The sequence below is a fragment of the Streptomyces sp. CRN 30 genome, assembly GCF_034105845.1.
This window is the reverse complement of sequence record NZ_JAVRHI010000196.1, coordinates 56,863-82,594: the sequence shown is the minus strand read 5'-3', so window position 1 is coordinate 82,594 and position 25,732 is coordinate 56,863. Positions and strand designations below refer to the sequence as shown.

The following is a 25,732-nucleotide window of genomic DNA, read 5'->3' as shown; positions in this document are numbered from 1 at the left end:
GACGGCACACGTTGACGTGCCGTCCGCCCGCCCTGCTGTGTGCGCCCCTCCGTGAGCCTTCTCTCGCTTGGTGCAAATGGCTGCAAAAAGCAGTGAAACGGATGTTCGGTGTACGGGTGTCGTCGATCCGGCGTGTATGTTCCGGGGCCGAGAGCCATGGAAGGGACCAATCCGGTGAACAAGAAGCTCGCGGCCGCACTGTCCGGCGGTGCGGTACTGGTACTGGCGCTGTCCGGGTGCAGCAGTGACGACAGCAGTGAGAAGCTGAACTCCTGGGCCCAGCAGGTCTGCGACGCGGTCCAGCCGCAGGCCGAGAAGATCGAGGCGGCCAACACCGCGATCCAGAAGCAGACCTCGGACAACAGCACGCCGGAGGACGTCCAGAGCACCGACTCCAAGGCCTTCCAGGACATGTCCGACGCCTACGACGCGATCGGCGCGGCCGTGCAGAAGGCCGGGGCGCCGGACGTCGAGGACGGCGAGACCAAGCAGAAGAACGCCGTCAAGGAGCTCAACGACATCTCGACGGCGTACGCGGGGCTGCGGAAGCAGGTCGACGCGCTCGACACCAAGGACCAGGCGAAGTTCGCCGACGGGCTGAAGGGGGTCGCCACCGAGCTCGACAAGCTGAGCAAGAGCGGCAACGACGCGCTGAAGACGCTGGAGGGGGGCGACGTCGGCCGGGCGATGGCCCAGCAGGAGAGCTGCAAGTCCGCCTCCGCCCCGGCCACGGCCACGAGCAGCTGACGGTCCGGCATCGTCCGGCACGCGCGCGTGCCGGACGCCGACGCATCCGGCGGGCGTCCTCCAGGTGACGTGCCGGGCCGGTGGGGAGCGACACAATGGAGGGGTGAGCAACTCCAGCCTGTCATCCCTGCCGTCCACCGACCGCCCCGAAGCAGCCGCGCGGCTCCGTGACGCCCTGATCGACGCCGCCTTCACCGCCGACGGGCTGCTCGACCTGCTCGGCGCGCCCGCGTACGCGGCGCTCGCGCGCAGTGAGATCGTGCCCGCGCTGCGGGCGACGCGCGGTGACTCGCCGCTGGCGGCGCTCGTACGGCTGTTCCTGCTGCAGCAGCCCGTGCCGCACGCGCGCGTGGCGGACGTCCTGCCGGTCGACGCGTGCGTGGACAGCGGCTGGCTGGTGCGCGTCGGCGGCGACGAGCTGGCCGCGACCGTCGACGTCCGGCCGTACGGGGGGCCCGGCGGCGAGGACTGGTTCATCGTCTCCGACCTGGGGTGCGCGGTCGGCGGGGCCGGCGGCATCGGCAGCCGGGAGGAAGGCGTCGTCCTCGGAGTGGGCGGAGCGTCCACCACGCTCGCCGGCATCACGGTACGGACCCCTGTCACGTCCGCCCTGGACCTCGGCACCGGCTCCGGCATCCAGGCGCTGCACGCCGCCCGGCACGCCACCCGCGTCACCGCCACCGACGTCAACCCGCGCGCGCTGCACATCACCGCGCTGACGCTCGCGCTCTCCGGCGCCCCGGCGGCCGACCTGCGCGAGGGGTCGCTCTTCGAGCCGGTACGGGACGACGAGACCTACGACCTCATCGTGTCGAACCCGCCCTTCGTCATCTCCCCGGGCGCCCGGCTCACGTACCGCGACGGCGGCATGGGCGGGGACGACCTGTGCCGCACGCTGGTGCAGCAGGCGGGGGAGCGGCTGAACGAGGGCGGGTACGCGCAGTTCCTCGCCAACTGGCAGCACGTGGAGGGCGAGGACTGGCAGGACCGGCTGCGCTCGTGGGTGCCGCGCGGCTGCGACGCGTGGATCGTGCAGCGCGAGGTGCAGGACGTCACGCAGTACGCGGAGCTGTGGCTGCGGGACGCGGGCGACCACCGCGGGGACACGGCCGGGTACCAGGCACGGTACGACGCGTGGCTCGACGAGTTCGAGGCGCGCAAGGTGAGGGCGGTCGGCTTCGGGTGGATCACCCTGCGGAGGGCGGGGGCCGCGGAGACCGAACCCACCATCACGGTCGAGGAGTGGCCGCACCCCGTCGAACAGCCGCTCGGGGACACGGTGCGTGCGCACTTCGAGCGCGTCGACTACCTGCGCGAACACGACGACGCGGCGCTGCTGGCCGCACACTTCCAGCTCGTCGCGGAGACCGTCCAGGAGCAGGTCGGGCTGCCGGGCGCGGAGGACCCGGAGCACGTGGTGCTGCGGCAGAACCGGGGCATGCGCCGCGCCACCAAGGTGGACACGGTCGGAGCGGGCTTCGCCGGGGTGTGCGACGGCACGCTCAGCGCGGGCCGCATCCTGGACGCCATCGCCCAGCTGGTGGGCGAGGACCCGGTGGCGCTGCGCGACCGGACCCCGGCGCAGATCCGGCTGATGGTGGAGCAGGGCTTCCTCGAACCGGCCCGGTGACGGCCCGGCCGACGGTCCCCCCGCGGCGTCGGTCCGCCCTTCCCCCACAACAGCCCGGGGCGTCCCTGCGGCAACACATTCGAGTCGACTTGAGCGGCCGGGCGCGGGCGCGCGTTCCGGGGCCGCCCCGTCCGCGGAGAGCGACCGGGCCGGGGACGCGCCACGGCCGTACGCACCGCGGGCGGCCCGGACCGGAACGGAGCGGGCGGCCGGCGAAAGCACCCCGCGGGCGCCGTCCGGGGGGCCGGTCGCCCGACGTTCACCGCGGATTCGCATGCCCGCTTCCCTCGCGTGCGACTCTCTCGTCACCGGAGGCACCAGGACGGGAGGAACGGGACATGGAAAGCGGGCCGGCGATCTTCACCGGAGTGGTGTTCGCCCTGTTCGGGGCCGGGCTCGCGGCCTGGACCGCGACGCGGCTGAAGCAGCGGCTGCCGGTGGCCGAAGGGGCGCACCCCGTCGCCTCCGCGACGGTCGCGGGCGCCACCGCGCTGATCGCCCTCGCGCTGGCCGTGTGGTGCTTCGGCCGGCTCTGAGCGAAGCGGTGGACGGCGGGGTGCGCCCGGGGCCGGAGACGATCGACGAGTAACTGAGAGGTCACCCTCCGGATGGGGCCGGAAGGGGCGCTGACCACGCCGGGCGGCAGGAATACCGGTAGTCGGGTTACCGTTCGAGTGGCCGTTGCGGGCTTTTCCCGTTTGACACGGGGGCGGGATGTACCGTCACACTCCGCAGCGTCAGCATGACTCGACCCCGGGGAGAAGACCTGGGGAGACCCAGCGTCGACCGGAGAGAAGAGCGAAGTTGTCCCCGACCAGCGAGACCGCGAAGGGCGGCCGCCGACTCGTCATCGTCGAGTCGCCTGCCAAGGCGAAGACGATCAAGGGCTACCTCGGCCCTGGATACATCGTCGAGGCGAGCGTCGGGCACATCCGTGACCTTCCGAACGGCGCCGCGGAGGTGCCCGAGAAGTACACCGGCGAGGTGCGCCGCCTCGGCGTGGACGTCGACCACGACTTCGCGCCCGTCTACGTCGTCAACGCAGACAAGAAGGCACAGGTCAAGAAGCTCAAGGACCTGCTGCGCGAGTCCGACGAGCTCTTCCTCGCCACCGATGAGGACCGCGAGGGCGAGGCCATCGCGTGGCACCTCCAGGAGGTCCTCAAGCCCAAGGTCCCGGTCCGCCGGATGGTCTTCCACGAGATCACCAAGGACGCGATCCGGGCCGCCGTGGCCAACCCGCGCGAGCTGAACCAGCGGCTCGTCGACGCCCAGGAGACCCGCCGCATCCTCGACCGTCTGTACGGGTACGAGGTCTCGCCGGTCCTGTGGAAGAAGGTCATGCCGCGGCTGTCGGCGGGCCGTGTCCAGTCCGTGGCGACCCGGCTGGTCGTCGAGCGGGAGCGCGAGCGCATGGCGTTCCGCTCCGCCGAGTACTGGGACCTGACCGGCACCTTTGGCACGGGCAGGGCCGGTGACCCCTCCGACCCGTCCTCCCTGGTGGCGCGCCTGACCACGGTCGACGGCCGGCGGGTCGCCCAGGGCCGTGACTTCGACTCGCTGGGGCAGCTCAAGAGCGCGAACACCCTCCACCTCGACGAGACCGCCGCCCGCGCGCTCGCCGCGGCCCTCACGAACACCGCGTTCTCCGTGCGCTCGGTCGAGTCCAAGCCGTACCGCCGCTCGCCCTACGCGCCGTTCCGTACGACGACGCTCCAGCAGGAGGCGAGCCGCAAGCTCGGCTTCGGCGCGAAGGCCACCATGCAGGTCGCGCAGAAGCTGTACGAGAACGGCTTCATCACCTACATGCGTACGGACTCGACGACGCTCAGCGACACGGCCGTCTCGGCCGCCCGCGCCCAGGTGACGCAGCTCTACGGCGCCGGCTACCTGCCGGAGAAGCCGCGTACGTACGCCGGGAAGGTCAAGAACGCGCAGGAGGCGCACGAGGCGATCAGGCCCTCGGGCGATCGTTTCCGCACGCCCGCGGAGACCGGGCTCATGGGTGATCAGTTCCGGCTCTACGAGCTGATCTGGAAGCGGACCGTCGCCTCGCAGATGAAGGACGCGACCGGGAACAGCGTCACCGTCAAGATCGGTGGCACCGCCACCGACGGGCGCGACGCCGAGTTCAGCGCGTCCGGCAAGACGATCACCTTCCACGGCTTCCTGAAGGCGTACGTCGAGGGCGCCGACGACCCGAACGCCGAGCTCGACGACCGCGAGCGCCGGCTGCCGCAGGTCACCGAGGGCGACCCGCTGAGCGCCGAGGAGCTCTCGGTCGACGGCCACGCGACCAAGCCGCCGGCCCGCTACACCGAGGCCAGCCTGGTCAAGGAGCTCGAGGAGCGCGAGATCGGCCGCCCGTCGACGTACGCGTCGATCATCGGCACCATCCTCGATCGCGGCTACGTGTTCAAGAAGGGCACGGCGCTCGTGCCGTCCTTCCTGTCCTTCGCCGTGGTCAACCTCCTGGAGAAGCACTTCGGGCGGCTCGTCGACTACGACTTCACCGCCAAGATGGAGGACGACCTGGACCGCATCGCGCGGGGCGAGGCGCGGGCGGTTCCGTGGCTGAAGCGGTTCTACTTCGGCGAGGACACGGGCGGCGCCGGTACCGCCGCCGAGGCCGGCAACGGCGACGGCGACCACCTGGGCGGCCTGAAGGACCTGGTCACCGACCTGGGCGCGATCGACGCGCGCGAGGTGTCGTCCTTCCCCGTCGGCAACGGCATCGTGCTGCGCGTCGGCCGCTACGGCCCGTACATCGAGCGCGGCGAGAAGGACTCCGAGAACCATCAGCGGGCCGACATCCCGGAGGACCTGGCACCGGACGAGCTGGGCGTCGAGCTCGCCGAGGAACTGCTCGCCAAGCCGAGCGGCGACTTCGAACTGGGCACGGACCCCGCGACCGGTCACACGATCGTCGCCAAGGACGGCCGCTACGGCCCGTACGTCACCGAGGTGCTTCCCGAGGGCACCCCGAAGACGGGCAAGAACGCGGTCAAGCCGCGCACGGCCTCCCTGTTCAAGACGATGGCGCTGGACACGGTGACGCTGCAGGACGCGCTCCGGCTGATGTCGCTGCCGCGGGTCGTCGGCACGGACGCCGAGGGCCAGGAGATCACCGCGCAGAACGGCCGCTACGGCCCGTACCTGAAGAAGGGCACGGACTCGCGCTCCCTGACCTCCGAGGACCAGCTCTTCACGATCACGCTGGAGGAGGCGCTGGCGATCTACGCCCAGCCCAAGCAGCGTGGCCGGGCCGCCGCCAAGCCGCCGCTGAAGGAGCTGGGCACCGACCCGGTCAGTGAGAAGCCCGTCGTCGTGAAGGACGGCCGCTTCGGCCCGTACGTGACCGACGGCGAGACCAACGCGACCCTCCGGTCCGGCGACAGCGTCGAGACGATCACCCCGGAGCGCGGTTACGAGCTGCTCGCCGAGAAGCGGGCCAAGGGACCCGCCAAGAAGACGGCGAAGAAGACGGCCGCCAAGAAGGCTCCGGCCAAGAAGACGACCACGGCCAAGAAGACCGCGGCGAAGAAGACGGCCGCCAAGAAGACGACGACGGCCAAGAAGACCGTGGCGGCGAAGAAGACGACGGCGGCCAAGGCCACGGCCGAGGACTGAGGGTCGGGCAGTTCCGGGCAGTTCCGGTCCCTCCCCTTTCACTGGTGCTTCACGGGCGATCCGCCGGACGGGCGCACCGGCGTCACGAGGTGAGGGTGTCCGTGCCGGTGTGGGGGCCCGTGCACCGGCGGACTGTCCCTTCGGGGTGTCGGTGGCTGCCGATAGGCTGAACGCATGACGCGAGCGGAGCAGCCTACGGCCCACCACCAGGCCCCCGACGACGCGCTGGCCGCGGACTCCCGCGAGCGCGCCGTCCGCGCCCTGCTGCGCCGGCCGCAGCTCAGGCGCTTGTGGAGCGCGCAGCTCGTGGGGAGCACGGGCGACATCCTGGCGCTCCTCGTCCTGGTGCTCCTCGCCTTCCAGGCGGCCATAGCGCAGGGCTCCTTCGGCGGCGGCTACCGGGGTGTCGCCCTCACGGTCGCGGCCGTCTTCGGTGTGCGCATCCTGGCCACGCTGCTCTTCGGGGCCGTGCTGCTCGGACCGCTCACGTCGCTCACGTCCGTGGAGGGCCCGCTCGACCGGCGCTGGACCATGGTCGCCGCGGACGGGCTGCGTGCCGCGCTGCTGATCGTCGCGCCGCTGTGGCTCGACTGGACACCGGACAACGCGCTGGCGATCCTCCTGGTGACCGTCTTCGTGGCCGGGGTCGCCGAGCGTTTCTGGACGGTGTGCCGGGAGAGCGCGGCTCCGGCGCTGTTGCCCGCGCCGCCGCTGGAGGGCGCTGCCGTGCGCCCCCTGCCGGACCACATGGACGCGCTGCGGCGCCTGTCCCTGCGGACGGGCTTCGCGGCGGTGCCCCTCGCGGGCGCGGGACTCGTCGTCGTGTCGCTGCTCAACAACCTGCTGGGCGCCGGCATCGACTGGTTCGGCCGGCATCAGGCGGCGCTCGCGTCGTACGTCGCCGCGGGCCTGTTCGCCGCCTCCCTGTCGGTCGTCGTCTTCCTCGAACTGCCCGGTACGCGCACCCCGCGCGCGCGGTCCCCGCTGGAGGGACTGCGCCGCCCCCGGGCGGCCGCGGGCGGGGACAAGGGCCGCACCGGCGCCATCCCTGTCCTGGTGCTCGCCTCCACGGCCGTCGCTGCGGCGGTCGCCGCGTCCGTCGCGGTCGCGGTGCTGCATGCCAAGGACCTCGGCGGCGGGCCGGTGCTGTACGGGCTGCTGGTCGCCGCCCTGACGGGCGGCGTCGTCGCCGGCATCCGCACGGCGCCCGCGGTGCTCCCGTCCCTGTCGCGCCGCCGGCTGCTCGCGCTGGCCGTCGCCTTCACGGGCGTGGCGCTGCTGGCCGCCGGGCTCGTGCCGGACGTCACCAGCGTGGTGCTGGTCTTCGGGTTCGCCGGGGTCGGCGCGGGCATCGCCGCCAACACCGGGCACGCGCTCCTCGACCAGGAGACGGAGGAGGCCCGCCGGGCGCGGACGACCGGGCACCTGCACGCGGTCGTACGGGTCTTCGTGGCGCTCGGCGCCCTGATCGCCCCCCTGGTGGCGGCCCTGATCGGACCGCACCGGCTGGAGAACGGCAGGTTCGTGTTCGCCCACGGCGGCGCCGCGTTCACGCTGATGCTCGTGGGCGCGCTGCTGCTGCCGGTGGCCGCACTGGTGTTGGCCAAGGTCGACGACCGGTCCGGCGTACCGCTGCGGCACGACCTGCGGGACGCGCTGCGCGGCGGGGACGAGCCGGCGGACGAGCCCGCGACGACGGGCTTCTTCATCGCCCTGGAGGGCGGCGACGGCGCCGGCAAGTCCACGCAGGCCGAGGCGCTCGCCGAGTGGATCCGCGCCAAGGGCCACGAGGTCGTGCTGACCCGTGAGCCGGGAGCCACCCCCGTGGGCAAGCGGCTGCGCTCGATCCTCCTGGACGTCTCCTCGGCCGGGCTGTCGCACCGCGCGGAGGCGCTGCTGTACGCGGCCGACCGCGCCGAGCACGTCGACACGGTCGTCCGGCCCGCCCTGGAGCGGGGCGCGGTCGTCATCACCGACCGGTACATCGACTCGTCGGTGGCCTACCAGGGCGCGGGCCGTGACCTGTCGCCGACCGAGATCGCCCGGATCTCCCGGTGGGCGACCGACGGTCTGGTGCCCCATCTGACCGTGCTGCTGGACGTGTCGCCGGAGACCGCGCGCGAGCGGTTCACGGAGGCGCCGGACCGGCTGGAGTCGGAGCCGGCCGAGTTCCACGCGCGCGTGCGCTCCGGTTTCCTCACGCTGGCCGCCGCCGACCCGGGGCGCTACCTGGTCGTGGACGCGGGCCAGGAGCCCGAGGCGGTCACCACCGTCGTGCGCCACCGGCTGGACATGGTGCTGCCGCTCTCCGAGGCCGAGGTGAAGGCGCAGGAGGAGGCCCGCCGCAAGGCCGAGGAGGAGGCGCGGCGCAAGGCCGAGGAGGAGGCCGCCCGCAAGGCCGAGGAGGAGCGCCTGGAGCGCGAGCGGCAGGAGGAGCTCGCCCGGCTGCGTGCCGAGGAGGAGGAGCGCAAGCGGCGCGAACTGGAGGAGGCCCAGCGCCGCGAGGCCGAACGGCAGGCCGAGGAGGCCCGGCAGCGCGCCGAGGAGGCCCGGCGGCGGGCCGAGGAGGAGCGGGCACGGCTCCTCGCGGAGGAGAAGGCGCGGGCCGAGGAGGAGGCCCGGCGCCGGGTCGAGGAGGAGCGCCGCCGCAAGCAGGCCGCCGAGGAGGAGCGGCTGCGTGCCGAGGCGGAGGCGCGGCGCCTGGAGAAGCAGCGGAAGGCCGAAGAGGCGCTGCTGAGAGCCGAGGAGGCCCGGAGAGCGGCGGAGGCGGCTGCCGCCGCGGCGGCGTCGGTGACGGCGACGGGCGGGACCGGGACGCTCGACGGCGGCGCGCCGGCCGGCGGGACGAGGAGGCCCGGCGGGACGGGGGCGAGCGGCGGGGCGTCCGGGGGGACGCCCGGCGGGCACGGGACCGCGAGGATCTCCTTCGAGAAGGACGCCGTTGCGGAACCGGGCCACGCGGCTCCGGCGCCGGACGGGCGTGCCGAAGCGGGGAACCCGAGGGATCCCGAGGACGTGCCCGCCTCCACGCGGGACAACGCGACGACCGTCACCACGCCGGTGCCGGCGGTGACGCCGACGGACACGTCGGGCGGACCCGTGGACGAGACGGCCGTGCTGCCGCGGGTGCGCCCCGGCGCGCCCGACGCGGAGACGACGGCCGAGTTCCCGCAGCCGCCGGTGCATCCGGGGGCGGCCGACGAGACGGCCGTACTGCCTCCGGTACGGGAGGGTGACGCCCTTCCGGGGCACGGCCCCGGCGAGCCGGCGGACCGGGTGCCGCCCGGGTACTTCCGGGACGAGCGGCCCGCCGGCGGGCAGCGGGCCTCCGAGTGGGGGACTCCCGAGCGGCCGGAGGAGCGCACGCGCGAGCTGCCCCAGGTGGACGCCGAGGGCGCCCCGCGTCGCCGTCGGCCCCGGTCCGACTGGGCCGAGGAGACCCCGCTGGACGACCTGCCGTCCCTGGCGGACGAACTGCTGGGACCGCGCGAGGACCCCAGGAACGAGCGCGGGGACGACGGCGGCCAGGGCGGCGGCCGGGGCCGGGGCGGCAGCCGCCGCTGACCGGCCGGGGCTCCCGCCTTCCGGGCAGTCCGTCCGTGGCGGGGTCACCCACCACGGTCCACCGGGGTATCCGCGCGGGCCGCGGCGGGGTGCCCGTGTGGGTCGTGGCGGGGTATCCGCGCGGGCCGCGGCGGGGTGCCTGTGCAGGCTGTGGCGGGGTGCCCGTGCCCGGTTGTCAGTGGTCTCCCGCACAATGGTCACGGCAGGGCAGAGTGTGACGGAAGGGCGGTGCCGCATGCCCGTGTGGGACGACCTGGTGGGCCAGGAGAGGCTGAGCGCGCAGCTCGACGCCGCCGCCCGGGACGCCGACGCGATCGTCACCGCGGCCGCCGCCGACGCCCCCCCGCCCGAGGGGTCGAAGATGACGCACGCGTGGCTGTTCACGGGCCCGCCCGGCTCGGGACGCCTCACCGCCGCGCGGGCCTTCGCGGCGGCCCTCCAGTGCGTGAGTCCGGACCGCGCACTCGGCGCCAGCCCCGGCTGCGGCTTCTGCGACGGCTGCCACACGACACTGGTGGGCACCCACGCCGACGTCTCCGCGGTCGCCGCCGTGGGCGCGGAAATCCTGGTCAGGGACATGAGGGACACCGTCCGCAAGTCGTTCACCTCACCGGCGAACGGCCGCTGGCAGGTCATCCTCGTCGAGGACGCCGAGCGGCTGAACGAGAAGTCGGCCAACGCCGTGCTGAAGGCCGTGGAGGAGCCCGCCCCCCGCACCGTCTGGCTGCTGTGCGCGCCGTCCCTGGACGACGTACTGCCGACGATCCGCTCCCGCTGCCGGCACGTGAGCCTGCTGACGCCCTCCGTCGACGCCGTCGCCGACATGCTGGTCCGCCGCGAGGGCATCGAACCGGACATGGCCGCGGCGGCCGCCCGCGCCACCCAGGGACACATCGACCAGGCGCGCCGGCTGGCCACCGACCCGCGCGCGCGGGAGCGCCGGGCCGCCGTGCTGAAGCTGCCGCTGCGCGTCGACGAGGTCGGCGGCTGCCTCAAGGCGGCGCAGGAGCTGGTGGACGCCGCCACGGAGGCGTCCAAGCAGCTCGCCGAGGAGATCGACGTCAAGGAGACCGAGGAGCTGAAGACGGCGCTGGGCGCGGTCCAGGGCGGCCGCATGCCGCGGGGGACGGCGGGCGTCATGAAGGAGCTGGAGGAGAAGCAGAAGCGCCGGCGCACGCGTGCGCAGCGGGACAGCCTGGAACTGGCCCTCACCGATCTCACCGGTTTCTACCGCGACGTCCTCGTCCTCCAGCTCGGCTCCCGTACGGCGCTCGCGAACACCGAGGCCCAGGACGCGTTGGAACGCCTCGCCCGGGGCACGACACCCGAGGCGACGCTGCGCCGCATCGACGCGATCGCCGCCTGCCGCGAGGCCCTGGACCGCAATGTCGCCCCCCTGCTGGCGGTGGAGGCGATGACCATGGCGCTGCGGGCCGGCTGAGCCCGTCACTCGTACGAGCACCGTCCCTCGCCATGGGTGACCAGGTGGATGCGCACCGTTACGCTCGCGCCATGCACAACAGGCGCACTTCCCGGCCGGTACCCGGCCGCACGCCCGAGCCGGGGCGGACGTCCGGCCCCGGCACCAGCACCGGCCGCAACGGCCACCGCAGTGAGCGGGGGCGGCGCCTCGGCGCGGCGGGCACGCTGCTGGTGGCCGCTCTCGCGCTCCTCGTGCCCGCCTGCACGCCGGACGGCTCGACGGCGGCCGCGGGGGCCTCGCCGAAGCCGGCCGCCGCACTGCAGCCGCTGCCGCGCGCCATCCCGGACGCCCTGTCCGCGTACTACCGGCAGCGGCTCCACTGGCGCGACTGCGTGGGCTCCGGGTTCCAGTGCGCCACGATGCGGGCCCCGCTCGACTACGCGCAGCCGCGGGCGGGCGACGTCAGGCTGGCGGTGGCCCGCCGGAAGGCGACCGGCCCCGGTGAGCGCCTCGGCTCGCTGCTGGTCAACCCGGGCGGCCCGGGAGGCTCGGCGGTCGAGTACCTGGAGTCGTACGCCGCCCTCGGCTACCCGCAGGCGGTCCGCGCCCGCTACGACATGGTGGCCGTCGACCCGCGCGGCGTCGCCGGCAGCGAACCGGTCGAGTGCCTCACCGGCCCCGCCATGGACACGTACACGCAGACGGACCCCACCCCCGACGACCGGAAGGAGACCGATGAGCTGGTCACCTCCTTCCGCCGGTTCGCGGAGGGCTGCGGGGCCCGCTCGGCGCGGCTGCTGTCCCATGTGTCCACGGTCGAGGCGGCCCGGGACATGGACGTGCTGCGCGCGGCGCTGGGCGACGGGAAACTGACGTACGTGGGGGCGTCGTACGGCACGTTCCTGGGCGCGACGTACGCCGGGCTGTTCCCGGGGCGCGTCGGCCGGCTGGTCCTGGACGGTGCGATGGACCCGTCCCTGCCCGCGCGGCGGCTGAACGAGGACCAGACGGCGGGCTTCGAGACGGCGTTCCGTTCGTTCGCCGAGGACTGCGTGCGGCGCGCCGACTGCCCGCTCGGCGGCCGGGGCACCGGCCCCGCCCGGGTCGGCGAGAACCTGAAGGCCCTCTTCCGGCGGCTCGACGGGGAGCCCCTCGCGACCGGCGACCCGGACGGCAGGAAGCTCGGCGAGTCCCTGGCCACCGTGGGCGTGATCGCCGCGATGTACGACGAGGGGGCGTGGCCCGAGCTGCGCCAGGCCCTCACCGAGGCCGTCGACGACGGGGACGGCGCGGGCCTTCTCGCCCTCTCCGACAGCTACTACGAACGCGATCCGGACGGCCGGTACTCGAACCTGATGTCCGCCAACGCGGCCGTCAACTGCCTCGACCTTCCGGCGGCCTTCTCACGCCCCGAGCAGGTCGAGAAGGCACTGCCCGCCTTCGAGAAGGCCTCCCCGGTCTTCGGTCGGGGCCTCGCCTGGGCCACGCTGAACTGCGCGTACTGGCCCGTGCGGGCCACCGGCACGCCGCACCGCATCGAGGCGAGGGGCGCGGCCCCGATCGTCGTGGTCGGCACCACCCGCGACCCGGCGACCCCGTACCGCTGGGCCCGGGCACTCGCCTCCCAGCTGTCCTCCGGACGGCTGCTCACCTACGAGGGCGACGGCCACACGGCGTACGGCCGCGGCAGCGACTGCATCGACTCGGTGATCAACACCTACCTGCTCCGGGGTACACCCCCGGCCGAGGGGAAACGCTGCTCACAGCGTTGACCGCGGGCCGGCCGCGGGCGCTCCCGGGGGGTGCCGGGGGCGCTCCGCGGAGCGCCGGGGGCTGGTACGGAGCGCTCGAGAAACCCTGTAGACTTACCGACGTTGCTGATCGCACCCTAGTGCGGACAGCGCGCCGCCTTAGCTCAGATGGCCAGAGCAACGCACTCGTAATGCGTAGGTCTCGGGTTCGAATCCCGAAGGCGGCTCCAGGATGAACCCCAGGTCGGGCCTCTGACCTGGGGTTTCCTGTTTTCGCTGGCCATGGGATTCGGGCAGGTCGGACGCTCGCGGCCTGTGCATCGTAATGCGTCGGTCGCGGGTTTGCTTCCTGTTGCCAGCGGGTCGAGATATGGCTCTGACCAGCGACTTTTGAGCGTGGAGGGCCTTCGGCTGACTACGCAGGCAGCACTCCGGTGGACAGCCGGTGGACAAGCGTGCGTGACGGCCCGTCAGGACCGTATCGCCGTGTGTGAGGGGGGCGAGGGTGCCGGGCTCCTTGGGGATGGTGGTCGGCGGCGTTTCGCTTGTGCTATTCCGACAGTCTGAGGAAGCCCTGGCTGCCGAGAGGCGTCGTCACTGGTGAGGTTCCGCTGCAGCGTCTTCCGCGGACGGATCCTTCAGTTCGTACATCCGTGGGAGGACCGGCAGGCAGACCGGAGTGCGGCGGAGGTGACAGTGTCGGTGGTGGCCGCTCGCGAAGGAGGGGGTGGCATGTGCACACCCGGATCGACTCGGGCGAGCTGCCGGTGCGCCACCAGGCCGGGCGGCAGGGGGTGCCCGTACTCGCTGGCCTGACGAAAACTCAGGAGCTCTTCAGCCAGCACAGACGGTCTGCCGCCAGGCCACGGCGGACCTGGCATGGCTGATGTCGACACCGTGTGGGTGAGGCTTCCGGCCGCCGATCTCGCCCGGCGGGTGGGTTGCCTGCTCAGCGGTCCGCGCTGCCGGGCGGTACGACCCATTCGGCGGGTTGTCCCGTCAGGGAGGCGATCATGTCGAAGTCGCCGTCGTAGTGGAGGACCGTTCGCCGGTGCAGTTCCGCTGTGGCCGCGATCAGCAGGTCGGGGAAGGACAGGGCGCGGTGGAAGCCTGCGTTGAGAGCATGGCGCTGAGTTTCGAGAGCGCGGGTGAAGACGTCGTCGTCGGTGGGGAGATAGTCGAAGGCGTGGAGCCACGTGCTGATCCGCGTTGCTTCTGAGCTGTCCCGGGCAGAGTGGATCATCTCGTACTCGGTGGGTTGGCACACCGCGAGGAGGTAGCGCTCGTGGAGGGGCTTGAGTGCCTCCTTGACGCTCGGCTTCGTCCAGCGGGCGAGGGCGGACTTGTCGATCAGATAGTGGTCCTGCATCAGGCGGCCCGGCCTCCGTCGCGGGCGCCGTCGTGTTTGAGGGAGCCGTCGGCGTTGCGGGGGCCGGTGTTCTCGACGATCTCGCTGAAGTCGAGTTCGCCGGCGTCCATGGCGTCGAAGCCCTCCTGCCGCAGGTGCCTCTTGACGGCGTCTTCCATGGCGAGGCGGACGGCTTTGGCCTTCGTTTTGGTCCCGAAGATGCGCATGGCTTCGGTGACCATGTCTTCATCGAGGTCAATGACTGTTCTGGCCATGTGGAAGGTTCCTCCGCTGTTGAGTCCCGGCAGCGAAATGATACCTCTTTTTATCGAGGATAGATGTCGTTCTGGTTCCGTCGTGGATGGAGGCCTGCGGCGTTCGGAGTGAGGCAATAGGCGGAGGAGGTCGAGGAAAGGTCCCGCAGCGCCCCGGTGCGGGGGCGGCGGTTGCCACATGCATGCGCTCGGTTCAGCCGGCAGGAGGCGGCGGGGAGACGGATACGGGACTCTTCTGTCACAGGTATGGATGGCAAGGGCCGTTCGCCTGCGACGGCATGCCCCGGGCGGATACTCACCGCGTCAGCGGGGCTACACGGATCGCGCCCCCTTTGACGGTTTGGCCGTACGGCTCGGCGCGGTGTTTCGGACCAGGACGCGATCCAGGTGGTGCTATTCGGGACGCTCGCAGACTGCCTCGATGTTGTTGCCGTCGGGGTCACGTACGAAGGAGGCGTAGTAGGTGTCGTGATAGCGCGGCCAGACTTTCGGTGCGTGCAGGACTTCGGCCCCCACGGCGACGGCGGCCGCGTGGAAGGCATCGACCGTCGAACGGTCGGGCGCGGTGAAGGCCAGGTGGCTCTCGCGAGCCGGGGAAGTGGCCGGTTCCGGTACGGGGCCGATCCAGAACTCGGGGCGCTCGTCGCCGTATCCGATGCGGCCTTGGTGCTCGATGCGGCGGCCGGCACCCAGGGGCGCGAGCGCGGCGTCGTAGAACGTGGCGCTGGCTGGCACGTCCGCGGTCTGGATTTCTACGTGGTTCAGCACAGGTCTTCCTGTTTCGTCTTCGGTGGCGGGGCGGGGCGGGGCAAGAGGCAGCAGGTATCAGTCTTCGTAGTCGAAGAAGGCCTTGATCTCGTGCAGGACACGGTCGGGGGCCTCGTGCACCATCCAGTGCCCGCTGTCGACCGCTGCTCCGGTCGCGTGCGGCGCGGCGCTGCGGATCCCGGCGAACAGCCCCTCGAACAGGCGGTCCTGGGCGATGAAGTGAACGGGGAATGTGAGCGGATCCGCCATAAAACGCCGGTTGTCCTCTTCGTCCTGTGTCCAGGCCTGGTAGAGACGGGATCCGTTGTGCATGACGCCGGGGCGGGAGTAGGTGCGGGTGTATTCGTCCACCGCGTGCGACGGCACTGGCTCCTCGACGCCGGGTGAGTTGGCGCGGTAGAAGTACTCGAGGTACAGCCGTTCGCGGCCCACCACGAGCTGCTCGAACAGTGGCTCCTGGGAGTGGAACGAGAAGTGGTAGGACAGCGGCTTCACCTGCTCGTATGTCAGCTCTCCGCCGGTCACGGGGAAGTCCATCATGAGAAGGCCGGAGAACTGTTCACGCCACTGTGCGACGAGGGCGTACGCGACGGCGCCGCCCGCGTCGTGGGCGACGAGCTGGACTCCGCTGGTGTATCCGAGCTTGTTCAGGAGGTGGTGGACGTAGCGTGCCAGGGTCACCTTGTCGTGCGATGTGACGCTCCCGCTGGAGTCTCCGAATCCGGGCAGGTCGATGGCGATCACGGTATGTCCGGGGAGCAGGTCAGCCATGATCGGGCGGTAGGCGTACCAGGTCTCGGGGAATCCGTGCAGCAGGACGATCGGCTGGGGTCCGTCGCCACCCACGACGTAGTGCATCTGCAGGCCGTCGATAGTGGTGAAGCGGTGCTCGAAGTGTTCGTTGAACTGGGGGTCTTCGCGTGTTGCGGCGTCGTACCCCTGGCTCAGCGGGGCTTCCGGGGCGAGCAGTGCATCAGTGGTCACGGGAGATTCTCCTTGGACTATTGCGGGGTCAGGAATGCGTCGCGGATCGCCGGGGTGAGCGGCGTCGGACGAGAGCGACAAGAGCAGCGAGTACGGCGAGTGTGGAGATAGCGCCGGCGAGGTAGAACGCGGGGGCGATGCCGGAGACCACTTGGTCGGGTTCGCCGGCGCCGACGTAGACCGCCACGATCACGGCGATGCCAAGGGAACCGGACACCTGCTGGACCATCTGCAGGAAGCCGGACATGGATCCGGTGTGTTCCGGCGGGAGACCGTCCATGATCATGACGGTGGCCGGGGTGAACACCAGGGCGGCACCGATGCTGTGGATGACCAGTGGTGCCAGTACGCCGCCGCCGTATGTACTGCCGTTGTCGAGTTGGGCGAACCAGAGGAAGCTGACTGCCACGAGCAGGCTCCCGGCCACGAGTGGTTTGGCGGGTCCGACGCGCCGGATGAACGCGGGAACGAACTGAGTCACCGTGAGAATCGTGCCGGTGAGGGGCAGGAAGGCGAGGCCGGCCGTGAGCGCACCCATGCCGAGGCTGCGTTGAAGGTACTGAACCAGTATGAACAGCAACGAGAAGTGGACTCCGACGATCAGCCCCATGACCATGAGCGCCGTGGCGCGGCCGGTGTGCCGCAGCAGCGTCAGGTCCAGCAGGGGATGGGCGGCACGCCGCTCGATCAGCCCGAACGCGACGAGCAGGGCGACGGCAAGGACGAAGGCGAGAACCGTCTGCACGGCCGCCCAGCCCGCTTCGGCTGCGTGGATGAACCCGTAGACGAGGAGCAGCGAGCCCAGCGTCGCGGTGACGGCGCCCGCGATGTCGACACGCCCGCGGACCGGCGCACTTTCACGGACGAGTCGGTGGACCACCGCTACGACCGCGATGCCGACCGGAACGTTGATGAGCAGTCCCCACCGCCATGAGGCGAACGCGGTCAGCGCACCGCCGAGGGAGGCCGCGGCGAACAGTGCGGTGCCGATGTTGAAGACCCGCACCCGTCCGAAGGTGTCGCCGAGTCGGCCGCCGAGGAGCATCAGGCCGCCGAAGGCTAGGGCGTAGGCGTTGGGAACCCAGGACAGTGCAGCTGCGGAGAACCCGAGGGCGGTCTGCACCTGCGGGAGGGCCACCGTGACCACCTGTGCGTCGAGTTGCAGCATCAGCTGAGCGGTGAGCACTGCGGCGACGGCCAGCGCGGCGTGCGGTGGCACCTCGACGCGGCGAGGAACAACGGTTGGGAGGGGCGCCGGTTCCGTCCCGGTGCTGAGTCGTTCATGGACAGGCATGGCCACCTCGGGGGTAGGGCACGAAGGGAGAAGTGATGTGACTGCGAGGGTTACTGCGTAGTGATCGGTAGCTGCGCGGTCGCTGAGCGAGCGGCCGCAAGTGGCCAGTCGGTGACGCGCGTTCGGATCGACAGGCTCCGGCCCGCCATGTGCGTGCCTCGCCATGGGTGCCGAGCGGGCTGGACTGAGGGACTCGCGTCGATACCCGGCTGTACTTGCCTGCGGGGGTCGCCGATGTGCCCGACTTCGCTGGTAGCGCGTTGTTTGCCCGGCAGGTCAGGCGCTGGTGACCACGCTCGGCTCGCCCGTCGTCCACGAGGTGTGCAGCACGCGGCGGTCGATGCGCCATCCGTTGTCGGTGCGGACGAAGGAGTCGATGTAGGTGCCGCCGGTGTGGTAAAAACCGGTGCCGCGGTGATGGTGGGCGATGACCTGCGTTCGCGTGCGCACTCCCCCTGCGGTGGGCTCGAGCCAGATCGCTCCCAGGAAGTGCTGGGTGGCGTCGAGACGGCCCATGAGACCGCCGATGGCTCCTGCGATGCCCTTCGCCCCGCGTGCCATCACGCCGGTGAACGCGTCGCCGCCGGGGATGTAGCTCTCGAAGGTGTTCTCGAGCTCTGCGGTCTCGGTGAACGCATCGGCGAGTTGCTCGAAGTTGCGGCCGTCCAGTGCCTCGACGTATCCGAGGAGCACCGATCGGATCTCGGCTTGGTCGCGGCCGTCGATGTGCTGGTTGTTCAGTGTCATTGTCCTTGTTTCCTTGCTTCTGGCAGCGTGTGATTGGCTCGTTGGTGAGCGGTTGGGTCAGTTCTTCGTGCCGCTGTGGTGGTCCCCTGGAGCGGCGGCCGAGACAGCGAAGGGGTCGACGCGTTCCAGCCGGTCGGCAGGCCTCGGCATGTTCCACGACTGTGCAGTGCGCCGCTTGCATGGGGACGCTGCCGGAGACTCAGTGATCGGTGGTCTGTGCTGTGGCGTGCTGGGCCCGGTGTTCGGTGATCCGCCCGGTCAGTGCTTCGTCGATGGCGGTGAAGGCGTCGCTGCCCAACGGAAGTCGGCGAGGCGAGTTGGCAGCGGTGGCGGCTTCGATGATGGCGCGGGCCATCTTCTTGGGGTCGCCGACGCTGTTGGCTGTCACGGTGTCCGGTTGGGCAAGGTAGCGGCGCAGTTCGCCCACGGGCCCGCTCTGGTAGGCGTCGAGCGGTTCGCTTACCCGCAGACGGTTGAAGAAGTTGGACTTGATGGTGCCGGGCTCGACGACGGTGATGCCGATGTGGAAGGGGGCGAGTTCGCCGTGGAGGGACTCGAAGAACCCTTCGACTCCCCACTTGGCCGCGTGGTAGACGCTGGCTCCGGCCATGCCGGTCTGGCCCGCGGCGCTGGAGACCTGGGTGAAGTGGCCCGATCCCTGGCGCCTGAGGTGTGGCAGTGCGGCACGGAGCAGGTTGATGGGGGCGACGAGATTGGTGTCGAGCACGGCCCGGATGCTCTGGTCGTCGAACTCCTCCGCCGCGCCGTACAGCCCGAAGGCGGCGTTGGACACGATGTGGTCGACGCGGGTCAGTTCCTGGAAGGCAGTATCGACGACGGTCCGCAGGCGCGCGGTGTTGGTCACGTCGAGTTCAGCAGTCCACAGGTGCTGCCCGTAGATGTCCTTGAGCGGGGCGAGGCTGGTGGTGTCGCGCGCGGTCGCGGCGACGCGGTGACCGTGGTCAAGGAGTGTCTCGGTCAGTGCCCGGCCCAGGCCGGCTGAGGCGCCGGTGATGAGCCAGGTGCGGGGATCGGGTGTCATGTCAGTTCCTTCAGGGCGGCAGGCTCGAAAGGCCCGTGCAGCCGCGTGTCCGATGGTCGGAGCGAGCGGTCACATCTGGCCCATGCCGCCGTCGACGAAGAGTTCCGCGCCGGTCGTGAAGGAGCTCTGGTCGGAGGCCAGGAACACCGCGCTGGCAGCGACTTCTTCGGGGCGGCCGATGCGGGCCAGCGGGATGATGCTGCTCACCTGGTCCCGGTGCTGCTGCCGGGACGCCTCGTCGAGCGCTCCGGCCGAGACGTAGGTGGCGGGGGTGTCGATCGGGCCGGGGCTCAGGACGTTGACGCGGATGTTGCGTTCGGTCAGTTCATAGGCCCAGGAGCGGCCCAGGCTGCGCACGGCAGCCTTGGTGGCGCCGTACAGGCTCATCTGGGGAACGTTGCGGGAGGCGCTGATCGAGCCGACCAGGATGATGGAGCCGCCGGCCGTCATCAGGGGCAGGGACTTCTGTACGGTGAACAGGGTTCCGGCGACGTTGACGGAGAAGTGCCGTTCGTAGTCTTCCTGGCTGATCTTTTCGAGGGGGATCACGCTGCCGCCGCCCGCGTTGACGAAGACGGTGTCCAGCCGCCCGTGGCGGTGCATGATCGCGCTGATGACCTGGTCCACGGCGTGCGGGTCGGCGACGTCGCCCTGGACGCCGACCGCGCGGGCGCCGAGGCTTTCGACGGCGGCGTCGAGTTCTACCTGCCGGCGGCCAGTGATGTAGACGAAGGCCCCCTCCTCAGTGAAGCGCCGGGCGGTGGCCAGCCCAATGCCTGCGCTGCCGCCGGTGACGAGGGCGATCTTGTCGGAGAGCAGTCCCATGGTGGGTTCCGTTCGTGACGGGGAGCGGTCGGGGGCCTGGAGTACGGCCGCACACCGACAGCATCTGTAACCGATTCACTTACAGTGCAACTAAAACAGTTACACATGCGGATGGCAAGCCGGGACGCCACCCGCCCGCCGGGCGAAGATTTGCTGTATCTGTTCTTGTTACAGTTACCTCAAGGGGGCGGTGCGGCCCGCCGCAGGCCCCCCAGGACGTGAAGGAGCACCGTGAGCGCGAACAGCCGCATGAGCCTGGCCGTGCACATCCTGACCTGGCTGGCGTACGACCGGCGCGGAACCGACAAGGAGATCGCGACATCGCAGCGCATCGCGACGAGCGTGAACACCAACCCGGTGGTGATCCGCCGGAGCCTGGGTCAGCTGAAGGATCACAAACTCGTGACCATCGATCACGGCAAGAGCGGCGGGTGGAACCTGGCCCGCGACGCCGCGTCGATCACCCTGCTGGACGTGTACTGCGCAAGTTCGGACGAGCCGGTCTTCGGGCTGCACGCCTCGGACCCGGATGCGGAGTGCTATGTCGGCTACGGCATCCAACCCGTCCTGACCACCATCTACGACCAGGCAACCGAGGCCCTGCGCCAGTCCCTGGCGCAGGTGACCGTCGCGGATGTGCTCCGCGAGACCCTGGCCGCCTACGCGGCAGGGGACCATCCGCCGCAGCAGCCTCGGGCCTCCGTCTCCTGAAGCGGAACCACTGCTTCGCACTGCAGATCACATTCGCCCGGTGACCGCCGCGTCCGGCACGGCGCGACCCGACTTCCGGATGTGTGGTGCTACCTGGGTGCGGCACACCTAGGAAGTCACGCCCTTCCACGGACCGTGCGCTGCGGGCAGAGTGTGGACGAGGCGCAGCCCGTGCGGGGGCGCACCCCCGCACTGCGCACCATGGCAATGGGCGCAGACCCGGCACCGCACACCGGAGGAGCCGCAATGCGGATGCGCGTGCCCGCTGTACCTGCCTGCGACACCGGACGGCCCCCCGGGAACCAGGGGGCCGCGTCGGACAACGCGCTCGGCGCATATCTCCGCCACTGTCGCGCCCGGCTCGATCCGTCATCGGCCGGCCTGCCGGCCGTCGCGCAGGGCCGCCGGGTCACGGGACTGCGCCGGGAGGAGATCTCCTTCCTGACGGGAGTCAGTGCGGATTACTACAGCAGGCTGGAGCAAGGGCGCGAGCGGAACCCCTCGGTGCGGGTTGTGGAAGCGCTGAGCCGGGCGCTCCAGCTCGACTCGGATGCGCGCGCTCGCCTGTTCCGTCTCTCGGGCATCAACCCGAGCCTCGGCCCGGAGAGCATGTCGGCGCGTGTGCATCCGGCGCTGCTGCGGCTGCTGGAGGATTCATCGTCGGCAGTGGCCTACGCGCTGAGCCCCTGTTTCGACATCTTGGCGGTCAACCAGCACGCGCGAGCTCTGCTGTCGCCGTTCGGCGGCGAATCGAACCTGGTCCGGGCCCTGTTCACCCATCCAAAAGCGCGGGCGTTCTTCACCGAGTGGCCCCTTGCCGCTGCCGCCTCCGTGCACACGCTGCGCCGTAACGCCTTCCAGTGTCCCGATGACATCGACATCCCGGATCTGGCCGCCGAGATGTCCGCTCGATCAGCGGATTTCAGCAGTCTGTGGGAGAGCGGCGCGGACGGTGATCTCGGCCGTGCATACGGAGCAGTTGTCCATCCCGACGTCGGACGCATGGAACTCACGTACACGATCTTCAGCAGGCATGCCGCGCCGGGACAGCGCCTGCTGGTCGGAGCGCCCTCATCCGGAAGCCGCAGCGCCCAGTCCCTCACCTATCTGACGGCGATGAGCGCTCCCGCTGAAGGCAACCCACCGGCTTGAAACGGCCGCCACGTTACTGGCACCCAGCCGACCGGTATCGGCTCACCGAAGTCGCCGTGCCGCCGCTGGATCGCGACCTCGCCCGCGAAAAGGGTGGTCGGACGTCCACGCCGAGGGCGAACTCGTTCACCGTGCAGATGCCGCTTCCCGCGTGGCCGACGGCAGCTACGTCATCCTGGCGGGTTCGATCCGCGGGCCCTGCCGCGCCGGAGGGCCTCGGCAGAGCGCTCGTGCTCCGCAGGTCTCGATGTCACCGCAGCCGGGCTGCGGCACGTCTTCCACGCGACGTTCGGCGACGTCGACCGCGTTGCTTCTCACGGAACGGCTGGGCTGTGCGGCGCCGCGGCGTCTCAGGTCCGTGCCCAGCCTGGGTGTGGGGCACCCAGGCCGGCGCAGCCTCCCTTGTTGGTCATGGTTCGGGGAGTGTGGTGGGCGCAAGCACTCCGCCGCAGCTCGACAAAGGAATGACATGTCTCTCGACTCGTATCGCACGCTCGGCCGCTCCGGTCTGCGGGTCAGCCCCCTGGCCTTCGGTGCGATGACCTTCGACGACGGCAGCTGGGGCTCGGCCCCGGAGGCTTCGTTCGGTCTGCTGGACCACTATCTCGACGCCGGCGGCAATTTTGTCGACACCGCGAACATGTACAACGGCGGGGCCTCCGAGGAGACGCTCGGCAGCTACTTCGCGCGACGGCCGGGGCGCCGGGACCGCATGGTCCTGGCGACGAAGTTCGGGGGCAGCATGGCGGCCGACGACCCCAACTCCGGCGGTGCCGGCCGCAAGGCGATCCGGGCCCAGCTGGATGCCAGCCTGAAGCGGCTGAACACCGACTACATCGACCTGTACTGGCTGCACCAGTGGGACCGGCACACCCCGATCGAAGAGACCCTCTCCACCCTGACCGATCTGGTGCAGGCGGGGAAGATCCATGCGATCGGGCTGTCCAACGTGCCGGCATGGTGGGTGGCGGAAGCAGCCACCGTCGCCCGGCTGCGCGAGTGGGAGCCGGTTGCGGCGCTGCAGGTGGAGTACTCGCTGCTCGCTCGCAGTGTGGAGGGAGAGACCTTCGGCGCGGCCCGGCGTTTCGGCCTCGGCGTCACGCCGTGGTCCCCGCTGGCCAGCGGCGCGCTGTCCGGCAAGTACTCGCGCGAGACCACCGAGGTGACGGGCTCGGGACGCGCGGCCTATGCGGGAGCCCACCTGACCGAGTCGACGTTCGTGCTGCTGGACGCGCTCAAGGAGATCGCGGACGGTCTGGACGCCACGGTCGCGGCAGTGGCGCTGGCCTGGGTGCGTCAGCGTGCGGAGGTCACCTCGACGCTGGTGGGTGCCCGCACCCATGAGCAGCTCGTCGCCAACCTTGCCTCGCTCGACGTCACGCTCACCGAGGAGCAGATCGCCGGGCTGGACGCGCTGACGGCACCCACCCTCAACTACCCCCATTACATGATCGACTCCATGATCGGCTTCCAGCAGGGTGACACCACCATCAATGGCCTGGGCTCCAAGGCGTTCGTCCGCTGAACGCTCTCGACACAGCGCGGCGGTGCGGTGGCGCAGCCGGCCGGATGCGGGCGGACTCCTTCATCCGGCCGCACCACCGCACCGCGTGGCCAGCGCCTTCTGGTGAAGGCGGTGCTCCCATGTGCTCGGCTCGGCGGCCGTGCACAGACCTACTCGTCTACTCGTCCCGGAGGGAACCCGTGTCGGTGACGCCTGCGTCCGCTTTGCTGGGCCGGTCTCTTTTCGCGCCTGTCGCACTCGGAGACATCGAGCTCGCCAACCGCATCGTGATGGCCCCACTCACCAGAACGCGGTCGGGCGCTTCCGGCGTCCCCGGTGACCTGATGGTCGAGCATTACCGGCAGCGGGCCTCTGTTGGACTGATCGTGACCGAGGGGGCCTACTGCAGCCATGAATCCCAGGCCTTCGTCGGTCAGCCGGGCATCGTCACAGATGAGCAGGTGGCCGGCTGGCGACGAGTGGCCGCGGCGGTGCACGCGCGCGGTGGCCGCATCGTCATGCAGATTGTGCACAGCGGTCGGGTGACCCACCCCGATATCAACGGCGGACGCCCGGTCCTGGCGCCCAGCGCGATCGCAATCGACGGAGCCGGGCACACGGAACGCGGCAAACAGCCCTTTCCCGTGCCGCGGGCCCTGACCGCTGCAGAGGCCGACTCGGTCCTCACCGATTTTGTCGACGCTTCCCGACACGCGATCGAGGCGGGTCTGGACGGAGTGGAGATTCACGCCGCCAACGGCTATCTCCTGCACCAGTTCCTCTCGTCCGCCTCCAACCGGCGCACCGACACCTACGGCGGGCCGCCCGAGAACCGGGCCCGCTTCGTCGTCGAGACGGTGACGGCGGTGGCGCAGGCCGTCGGCGCCGGGCGGGTCGGGCTGCGCATCTCGCCGCAGCGCAACCTCCAGGACGTCCTGGAGACCGACCGGGACGACGTCCTGGCCACCTACGGCCATCTGCTCGACCAATTGCGTCCGCTGAACCTGGCCTACCTTTCCATCCGCCACGAGGACCTGGGCGGCACGATGGTCCAGGAATTGCGCCGGCGTTTCGGCGGCCGGCTAATGGTCAACAGAGGCATTGCGCCCATGACCACACGCGAGGAGGCGACGGAACTGATCGAAGGCGCTCACGCCGATGCCGTGGCCGTGGGCCGGGCTGCCCTCGCCAACCCGGACTTGGTGGAACGCTGGCAGGGCGGACACCCGGAGAACGAGCCCCGCCAGGAGCTGTTCTACACATCCGGTGCAGAGGGCTACAACGACTACCCGTTCCTCGGCATGCCGGTGCCTGGAGCAGAACAGCGGAAACAAGGGCGGGACAGACGATGATCGCTACCTCCGCGCGGTTACTGCGGCTGGTCTCCCTGCTCTCGTCCAGGCCCACCTGGTCGAACGCGGAGCTGGCCCGGCACCTGGACGTCACGGAGCGCACGGTGCGCCGGGACGTCGACCGGCTGCGTGAACTCGGCTACGGTGTCGAGTCGGTCCCCGGTCCGGGCGGCGGCTACCGCTTCGGCGCCGGCAACCGCATGCCGCCGCTGAACCTGGACGACGACGAAGTGTTCGCCGTGGCCATGGCGCTGCGGGAAGCAGCGCAGGGCGCGGCACTCGGTGCCGATCCGGCAGCCCTGTCAGCCCTGCTGAAATTGCGTCAGATTCTGCCCGCCCGAATGGCCAGGCGCCTGGAGAGTCTGGACGCCACCGTGGAACACACCCCGCGCTGCGAGTCGCCCCGGGCCTCCGCGGATGTGCTGTTCCTGCTGGCCTCGGTGTGCCGGGCATCCGAACGCGCCACACTCACCTACCGCGACATGCACGGCACCACCACGGTCCGGTGCGTCGACCCGCACCGTCTGGTCCACACCGGCGTCCACTGGTACTTCGTGGCCCGCGACGTCGAACGCTCGGCCTGGCGGACCTTCCGTGCCGACCGGGTGGTCGACGTCGAGTCGACCGGAGAAAAGGTCGACCTGAGAGACGCCCCGGACGCAGCCCAGCTGGTCTCCGACACCATCACCCGCACCGGCTACCCCTTCTTCGCCCGGGTGCGGCTTGCACTGTCCTTCGACGACGCCCGCCGGCTGGTGGCGCCCATCGTCGCCACCCACGAGTCCGACGGACCGGACCAAACGATCATCACCATCGGCGGATCCGACCCCGACCAGCTGGCCGGCTACCTGCTCAGCCTGCGCGCCCCGCTGGAAGTCCTGTCCCCCGACCCCGTCCGCGAAGCCCTGCTCGCCCGCCTCAACGCCCTGTACCACGCCAATGACGCGCCACGACCGGAACGTGAGGACCCACGATGACTGGTCCC

General features: G+C 70.9%; 20 protein-coding genes and 1 tRNA gene. 13 read left to right on the top strand and 8 right to left on the bottom strand.

Features of this window, described 5'->3' with window-relative positions; all coding sequences use genetic code 11:
- Positions 1-156: 156 nt before the first annotated feature.
- From UW392_RS20860 to UW392_RS20825, 8 genes are all read left to right on the top strand, one after another.
- On the top strand, positions 157-747 hold the full coding sequence (locus tag UW392_RS20860) for a small secreted protein (protein WP_320776565.1): 591 nt from the start codon (positions 157-159) through the stop codon (positions 745-747).
- Between the two features lie 103 nt (positions 748-850).
- The gene (locus tag UW392_RS20855; protein WP_320776564.1) at positions 851-2,377 is read left to right on the top strand and encodes a class I SAM-dependent methyltransferase; all 1,527 of its coding nucleotides are present in this window, start codon (positions 851-853) and stop codon (positions 2,375-2,377) included.
- Between the two features lie 338 nt (positions 2,378-2,715).
- A complete protein-coding gene (locus UW392_RS20850) occupies positions 2,716-2,913 on the top strand; it encodes a hypothetical protein (RefSeq protein WP_320776563.1) in 198 nt (65 codons plus the stop codon).
- A gap of 268 nt (positions 2,914-3,181) precedes the next feature.
- Positions 3,182-6,007 (top strand): type I DNA topoisomerase, encoded by a 2,826-nt coding sequence (topA, locus tag UW392_RS20845; RefSeq protein WP_320776562.1) that lies wholly within the window; start codon positions 3,182-3,184, stop codon positions 6,005-6,007.
- A 174-nt stretch (positions 6,008-6,181) separates the two neighbouring features.
- The gene (tmk, locus tag UW392_RS20840) at positions 6,182-9,571 is read left to right on the top strand and encodes a dTMP kinase (RefSeq protein WP_320776561.1); all 3,390 of its coding nucleotides are present in this window, start codon (positions 6,182-6,184) and stop codon (positions 9,569-9,571) included.
- A 235-nt stretch (positions 9,572-9,806) separates the two neighbouring features.
- On the top strand, positions 9,807-11,012 hold the full coding sequence (locus UW392_RS20835; RefSeq protein ID WP_320776560.1) for a DNA polymerase III subunit delta': 1,206 nt from the start codon (positions 9,807-9,809) through the stop codon (positions 11,010-11,012).
- A 71-nt stretch (positions 11,013-11,083) separates the two neighbouring features.
- The gene (locus UW392_RS20830; protein WP_320776559.1) at positions 11,084-12,766 is read left to right on the top strand and encodes an alpha/beta hydrolase; all 1,683 of its coding nucleotides are present in this window, start codon (positions 11,084-11,086) and stop codon (positions 12,764-12,766) included.
- A gap of 132 nt (positions 12,767-12,898) precedes the next feature.
- Positions 12,899-12,975 (top strand) — tRNA-Thr (locus tag UW392_RS20825).
- Positions 12,976-13,694: 719 nt separating this feature from the next.
- Here the strand turns inward: UW392_RS20825 and UW392_RS20820 are convergent.
- The 8 genes from UW392_RS20820 to UW392_RS20785 form a co-directional block, all read right to left on the bottom strand.
- Positions 13,695-14,114, bottom strand: coding sequence for a PIN domain nuclease (locus UW392_RS20820; RefSeq protein ID WP_320776558.1), 420 nt, complete (start codon positions 14,112-14,114; stop codon positions 13,695-13,697).
- Positions 14,114-14,368, bottom strand: coding sequence for a type II toxin-antitoxin system VapB family antitoxin (locus tag UW392_RS20815; RefSeq protein ID WP_320776557.1), 255 nt, complete (start codon positions 14,366-14,368; stop codon positions 14,114-14,116). The genes UW392_RS20820 and UW392_RS20815 overlap by 1 nt, the downstream gene beginning before the upstream one ends.
- Positions 14,369-14,761: 393 nt before the next feature.
- Complete coding sequence (locus tag UW392_RS20810) at positions 14,762-15,136, bottom strand: VOC family protein (protein ID WP_320776556.1); 375 nt, start codon at positions 15,134-15,136, stop codon at positions 14,762-14,764.
- A gap of 57 nt (positions 15,137-15,193) precedes the next feature.
- Positions 15,194-16,120, bottom strand: a complete 927-nt coding sequence (locus tag UW392_RS20805) for an alpha/beta hydrolase (RefSeq protein ID WP_320776555.1) — start codon at positions 16,118-16,120, stop codon at positions 15,194-15,196.
- A 28-nt stretch (positions 16,121-16,148) separates the two neighbouring features.
- Positions 16,149-17,306, bottom strand: a complete 1,158-nt coding sequence (locus UW392_RS20800) for an MFS transporter (RefSeq protein ID WP_320776567.1) — start codon at positions 17,304-17,306, stop codon at positions 16,149-16,151.
- 384 nt (positions 17,307-17,690) lie between these two features.
- Entirely contained in the window at positions 17,691-18,161 is a 471-nt protein-coding gene (locus tag UW392_RS20795; RefSeq protein WP_320776554.1) for a nuclear transport factor 2 family protein, read from the bottom strand.
- Positions 18,162-18,360: 199 nt separating this feature from the next.
- On the bottom strand, positions 18,361-19,203 hold the full coding sequence (locus tag UW392_RS20790) for an SDR family oxidoreductase (RefSeq protein ID WP_320776553.1): 843 nt from the start codon (positions 19,201-19,203) through the stop codon (positions 18,361-18,363).
- 69 nt (positions 19,204-19,272) lie between these two features.
- The gene (locus tag UW392_RS20785) at positions 19,273-20,028 is read right to left on the bottom strand and encodes a glucose 1-dehydrogenase (protein WP_320776552.1); all 756 of its coding nucleotides are present in this window, start codon (positions 20,026-20,028) and stop codon (positions 19,273-19,275) included.
- A gap of 231 nt (positions 20,029-20,259) precedes the next feature.
- Between UW392_RS20785 and UW392_RS20780 the strand changes: the two genes are divergently transcribed.
- The 5 genes from UW392_RS20780 to UW392_RS20760 all read left to right on the top strand — a co-directional run bounded on the left by UW392_RS20780 (position 20,260) and on the right by UW392_RS20760 (position 25,724).
- Positions 20,260-20,739, top strand: a complete 480-nt coding sequence (locus tag UW392_RS20780) for an Rrf2 family transcriptional regulator (RefSeq protein ID WP_070388760.1) — start codon at positions 20,260-20,262, stop codon at positions 20,737-20,739.
- A 246-nt stretch (positions 20,740-20,985) separates the two neighbouring features.
- Entirely contained in the window at positions 20,986-21,891 is a 906-nt protein-coding gene (locus UW392_RS20775; RefSeq protein WP_320776551.1) for a helix-turn-helix transcriptional regulator, read from the top strand.
- A gap of 469 nt (positions 21,892-22,360) precedes the next feature.
- Positions 22,361-23,416 (top strand): aldo/keto reductase, encoded by a 1,056-nt coding sequence (locus UW392_RS20770; protein WP_320776550.1) that lies wholly within the window; start codon positions 22,361-22,363, stop codon positions 23,414-23,416.
- A 179-nt stretch (positions 23,417-23,595) separates the two neighbouring features.
- Complete coding sequence (locus UW392_RS20765) at positions 23,596-24,747, top strand: alkene reductase (RefSeq protein ID WP_320776549.1); 1,152 nt, start codon at positions 23,596-23,598, stop codon at positions 24,745-24,747.
- A complete protein-coding gene (locus tag UW392_RS20760; RefSeq protein WP_320776548.1) occupies positions 24,744-25,724 on the top strand; it encodes a helix-turn-helix transcriptional regulator in 981 nt (326 codons plus the stop codon). The genes UW392_RS20765 and UW392_RS20760 overlap by 4 nt, the downstream gene beginning before the upstream one ends.
- Positions 25,725-25,732: the final 8 nt, after the last annotated feature.

What these genes read in the sequence shown, in the direction of transcription:
- UW392_RS20860 (WP_320776565.1), top strand. Translation starts at nt 157, where the DNA reads ATGGAAGGGACCAATCCGGTGAACAAGAAGCTCGCGGCCGCACTGTCC.
- UW392_RS20775 (WP_320776551.1), top strand. Translation starts at nt 20,986, where the DNA reads ATGCGGATGCGCGTGCCCGCTGTACCTGCCTGCGACACCGGACGGCCC.
- tmk (WP_320776561.1), top strand. Translation starts at nt 6,182, where the DNA reads ATGACGCGAGCGGAGCAGCCTACGGCCCACCACCAGGCCCCCGACGAC.
- UW392_RS20850 (WP_320776563.1), top strand. Translation starts at nt 2,716, where the DNA reads ATGGAAAGCGGGCCGGCGATCTTCACCGGAGTGGTGTTCGCCCTGTTC.
- UW392_RS20760 (WP_320776548.1), top strand. Translation starts at nt 24,744, where the DNA reads ATGATCGCTACCTCCGCGCGGTTACTGCGGCTGGTCTCCCTGCTCTCG.
- UW392_RS20790 (WP_320776553.1), bottom strand. Translation starts at nt 19,203, where the DNA reads ATGACACCCGATCCCCGCACCTGGCTCATCACCGGCGCCTCAGCCGGC.
- UW392_RS20795 (WP_320776554.1), bottom strand. Translation starts at nt 18,161, where the DNA reads ATGACACTGAACAACCAGCACATCGACGGCCGCGACCAAGCCGAGATC.
- UW392_RS20835 (WP_320776560.1), top strand. Translation starts at nt 9,807, where the DNA reads ATGCCCGTGTGGGACGACCTGGTGGGCCAGGAGAGGCTGAGCGCGCAG.
- UW392_RS20820 (WP_320776558.1), bottom strand. Translation starts at nt 14,114, where the DNA reads ATGCAGGACCACTATCTGATCGACAAGTCCGCCCTCGCCCGCTGGACG.
- UW392_RS20815 (WP_320776557.1), bottom strand. Translation starts at nt 14,368, where the DNA reads ATGGCCAGAACAGTCATTGACCTCGATGAAGACATGGTCACCGAAGCC.
- UW392_RS20770 (WP_320776550.1), top strand. Translation starts at nt 22,361, where the DNA reads ATGTCTCTCGACTCGTATCGCACGCTCGGCCGCTCCGGTCTGCGGGTC.
- UW392_RS20785 (WP_320776552.1), bottom strand. Translation starts at nt 20,028, where the DNA reads ATGGGACTGCTCTCCGACAAGATCGCCCTCGTCACCGGCGGCAGCGCA.
- UW392_RS20830 (WP_320776559.1), top strand. Translation starts at nt 11,084, where the DNA reads ATGCACAACAGGCGCACTTCCCGGCCGGTACCCGGCCGCACGCCCGAG.